Annotated in this window: 4 protein-coding genes; 2 read left to right on the top strand and 2 right to left on the bottom strand. The window is 45.5% G+C overall.

The window, feature by feature from the left end; translation table 11 throughout:
* Nucleotides 1–5: 5 nt before the first annotated feature.
* Nucleotides 6–1,124: an alkene reductase gene (locus WBA89_RS14240; protein WP_424407430.1), complete on the top strand. Its 1,119-nt coding sequence runs from the start codon at nt 6–8 to the stop codon at nt 1,122–1,124.
* Nucleotides 1,125–1,195: 71 nt separating this feature from the next.
* On the opposite strand, the gene WBA89_RS14245 is transcribed toward WBA89_RS14240, so the two are convergent.
* Entirely contained in the window at nt 1,196–2,023 is an 828-nt protein-coding gene (locus WBA89_RS14245; RefSeq protein ID WP_424407424.1) for an ATP-grasp domain-containing protein, read from the bottom strand.
* A 204-nt stretch (nt 2,024–2,227) separates the two neighbouring features.
* Here WBA89_RS14245 and WBA89_RS14250 point away from each other — a divergent pair, with 204 nt between their 5' ends.
* Entirely contained in the window at nt 2,228–3,232 is a 1,005-nt protein-coding gene (locus WBA89_RS14250; RefSeq protein WP_424407426.1) for a protochlorophyllide reductase, read from the top strand.
* A gap of 340 nt (nt 3,233–3,572) precedes the next feature.
* Here the strand turns inward: WBA89_RS14250 and WBA89_RS14255 are convergent, their stop codons facing one another.
* Complete coding sequence (locus WBA89_RS14255) at nt 3,573–3,749, bottom strand: hypothetical protein (protein WP_424407428.1); 177 nt, start codon at nt 3,747–3,749, stop codon at nt 3,573–3,575.
* Between the last annotated feature and the right edge of the window lie 196 nt (nt 3,750–3,945).

Genomic DNA, 3,945 nt, shown 5'->3' on the forward strand with positions numbered 1-3,945 from the left:
AAATTATGACCGCTAAAACAACCTCTCCACTCCTGCTCAGTTCCTTCAAAATCGGAGATTTACCCTTAAAAAATCGGGTAGTCATGGCACCCCTGACGCGGAGCAGAGCCGGTGAATCGCGGATGCCCAACGCCTTGATGGCAGAGTATTACACTCAGCGAGCCTCCGCTGGTTTAATAATTACAGAAGCTACGGTGGTTTCTACTCAAGCTAACGGTTGGCTCAATACGCCCGGTATTTATTCAGACGAGCAAGCCGAAGCTTGGAAGCAAGTTGTGAATGCGGTTCATGGTCGCGAAACACCGATTTTCATGCAGCTTTGGCACTGCGGGCGGGCTTCCCACAGCAGTTTTCATGAAAACAATCAATTGCCAGTTGCAGCATCTGCCGTCAAAATCAACGGAGAAGGCATTCATACTCCTGCGGGAAAACAACCCTACCAAACCCCCCGCGCTCTCTTAACCGATGAAATCTCGCTGGTTGTAGAAGATTATCGCAAGGCGGCGGAACGGGCAAAAATGGCTGGTTTTGACGGTGTAGAAATTCACGCGGCAAACGGCTATCTCATTGACACATTCCTGCAAACCAGAACCAATCACCGCACTGATTCCTATGGTGGGACAGTCGAAAATCGCTACCGTTTTCTTAAGGAAATTGTAGAGGCGATTATCACAGTATTTCCGGCAAACAGAGTGGGAGTTAGACTTTCTCCCAATGGTGTTTACAATGATATGGGTTCTCCAGAATATCGAGAAGATTTTCTGTATTTCGCAAAGCAGTTAAATGCCTGTGATTTAGCTTACCTTCACTTGGTGGACGGTCTGGCTTTTGGCTTTCACGAATTGGGAACGCCGATGGTGATAGCAGAGTTTCGCGATGTGTTTGCCGGGCCGCTGATTGGCAACTGCGGATACACTCAAGAACAGGCTGAAACGGCCTTGAGCAGCCAAGTTGCGGATTTAATTGCTTTTGGTCGCGATTTTATCAGCAATCCAGATTTGGTAGAGCGTTTCGCTAATGGTTGGCCGCTCAATCCGCTTGCAGAAGTAGCGGTGTGGTATTCTTTTGGGCCTGAAGGTTATATCGATTTCCCTAGGTATCAGGAATCTCAAGCTATTTCCTGAGCCTCAGATTACATGGATGACACCTGCTGTTAGATCCCAGATTTCTTTAAGAAGTCTGGAATCTGGCTAATCTAAAATTGATTGACTGCTTCGTAATCTTCCCAAGCTGCTTTGGCACCAAATTCGACGATCGCACTCCAATCACAAGCATATTCTCCAGCACAACTAAAAGAACCAAGTTCCAAGACATAAAGCTCTCCCTCTGACTCGCAGATATCGATCGTGTAAACAGATTCGGGATACCAACTCACTTGTTTTAAAACTTCCCTAAGATAGTTTTCTAAATATCCTCCCCTGATAGTTTCATCAACTCTTTCTTCTCCAACCAAATACAAAGAACCAGTAATAATTTGATTCTTATAAACAAAAAATCTCCATTCTTTCGTAATTTCTCGCTTACCACTGACTAATACCAAAGTTGTTTCGTCCCTTTTTAATTCACTTCCCAGAGATTGCATAGTATTTAAAATATTCAGGTTAAAAACCCCGGCTCGAAATGACTTCATATTGCTGTCAGGTCGAATAAATAAATCTCCCTCGGATTTGAAGTATTCCAGAATTTCGGTTTTTCTTCTGATTAATTCGCCCAAAGAAAGAATATAATATTTATTATTTAACAAGTATTGACCGAAATAAGTGTAGTAACTGGAACAGCGGAGATTTTTTTCATCCATATAAGCTCCGGGAATCCACGAAGTTCTTAAGATATCCCGACCCAAATTCAGGGTTCCCATGAATAAAACACAATCATCAGGGGGAAAATATTGATGAGCTGCTTCAGGGCGAAAATTGAGATATTTAGTTTCTTGGTAAATGTATCCTTGTTTCTGTAGTTCTGCCAAAAATTCTGATTCGCGATCGTAAATATCTTTTTCAATCAACCAATTTACTTTTTTCATGAATCTTTGATGTTCTGGTGTTTGAGAAGCAACTCCCGCAAAGAGAGCAAAAATGACTTAATCTAACCCAATGGCAAAAAGGCAGTTGAGATCGAGAACGTTTCCTTCTATCCTAATAAGCGTAGGATATTTTCAAACATCCGAGCTACGAGCTCAGCTTTTGATATCCTGAAAATAATCAATAGCGGAAGCGCTTTTAACAAGATGGCACAAAATCACAAGTCAACAGTTATCATCACCGGCGCGTCCTCCGGCGTCGGCTTGTACGGCGCGAAAGCCCTTGCAGACAAAGGATGGCACGTAGTCATGGCCTGTCGCGACGTGCGGAAAGCCGGAGACGCAGCCCAAGATTTGGGCATACCTCAAGGCAGTTTCTCCATCATGCAAATTGACTTGGGAGATTTGGAAAGCGTGCGACGGTTTGCTAGGGAATTCAAGGCTAGCGGCAGGCCTCTCGATGCTTTGGTGTGCAACGCGGCAATTTATATGCCTTTGATTAAGGAACCGCTGCGGAGCCCGGAGGGTTACGAGTTGACGATGACTACGAATCACCTCGGTCATTTCCTGCTGTGCAACCTGATGATGGAAAATATGAAGCCTTCCTACTATAACGATGCGAGAATCGTGATTTTGGGAACAGTGACTCACAATCCAGACGAGTTGGGGGGGAAGATTCCGCCGCGCCCGGATTTGGGCAAGTTTGAGGGTTTTGAAGCGGGTTTCAAAGACCAGATTTCGATGGTTGACGGCAAGAAATTTGAACCCGTCAAGGCTTACAAAGATAGCAAAGTTTGCAACGTACTGACGATGCGGGAATTGCACCGCCGCTTTCACGAATCCACGGGGATTAATTTCACTTCGCTATATCCCGGATGCGTTGCGGATACGCCGCTGTTCCGCAATCACTATCCTTTGTTTCAGAAGCTTTTCCCGCTGTTTCAGAAGAATATCACCGGGGGTTACGTGTCGCAGGAGTTGGCGGGAGAAAGGCTGGCGATGGTGGTTGCAGATCCCGAATACAAGCAATCTGGCGCTTATTGGAGTTGGGGAAACCGCCAGAAAAAAGATGGCAAATCTTTTGTGCAGAAGGTTTCTCCGCAGGCGCGGGATGATGAGAAAGCCGAGCGGATGTGGGAGTTGAGCGCTAAGTTGGTGGGTTTGACTGACGGGGCTCCAATGGGTGCTGCTAGTGCTGGTCGATCGGCATAATACCAATTTCATAAAAAAGTAGCGCTAGATATTACCCCCCCCAACCCCCCCTTATTTCGGGGGGGAGTGGGGGGGGTAGTAGCAAATCTTTAGAAAAATGGCATAATATCGTGTCTGCACTGCTAACCGGCTCAGGTCGTCCGCACTACAAACTGTTTTTGTCAGCGACTTGACATGATGTAGTTGATAGTTTGTGCACCACAATCTCAGAAACCGGGTTTTTTACTTTGTCTGCGGGCTGTGACGAAGTGAACGTATGAAAAACCCGGTTTTTTGCTATTGGTACGATCGCCCCACGAACCTCAAAGCACTGGTTGGGCGATCGAATAAATCGATTTTTTTATACCGTTGGCGATCGAATTCCTAGATGTTTTTGCGGATAAGCATCCGGTTGATGCGTAAGTTTTGGGGGACGAACACCGGAGCGATTTTTTGGTTTTTGGCCGTTGCGAAACTGTTGGTGGCGAAGGTTGTTGGCTTTTTTGCGGTTAAGATTAATTTTAAGTTTAGGGTGCACGGGTTTTAAACTGTAACTTAATTTATGGACAAAGCTACCCATCCTTTACTGTTTGAGTAGCTTTGTACCCAATTCGTTCCACATCACGCGAGACTATTGGCCCCTAGTTTAATTTGTTTTTGGCAAGAGTGCTATTGGATTGCAGATGCGGGCGTCTTGCGGGGCGAGGAATCTGCATTTGGAGTCATTATTATCT

The organism is Microcoleus sp., from assembly GCF_049646505.1.
Classification (GTDB): Bacteria; Cyanobacteriota; Cyanobacteriia; order Cyanobacteriales; family Microcoleaceae; genus Microcoleus.

Bases quoted from the DNA above. Each gene is read 5' to 3' on its own strand.
- WBA89_RS14240 (WP_424407430.1), top strand. From the start codon at position 6: ATGACCGCTAAAACAACCTCTCCACTCCTGCTCAGTTCCTTCAAAATC.
- WBA89_RS14245 (WP_424407424.1), bottom strand. From the start codon at position 2,023: ATGAAAAAAGTAAATTGGTTGATTGAAAAAGATATTTACGATCGCGAA.
- WBA89_RS14250 (WP_424407426.1), top strand. From the start codon at position 2,228: ATGGCACAAAATCACAAGTCAACAGTTATCATCACCGGCGCGTCCTCC.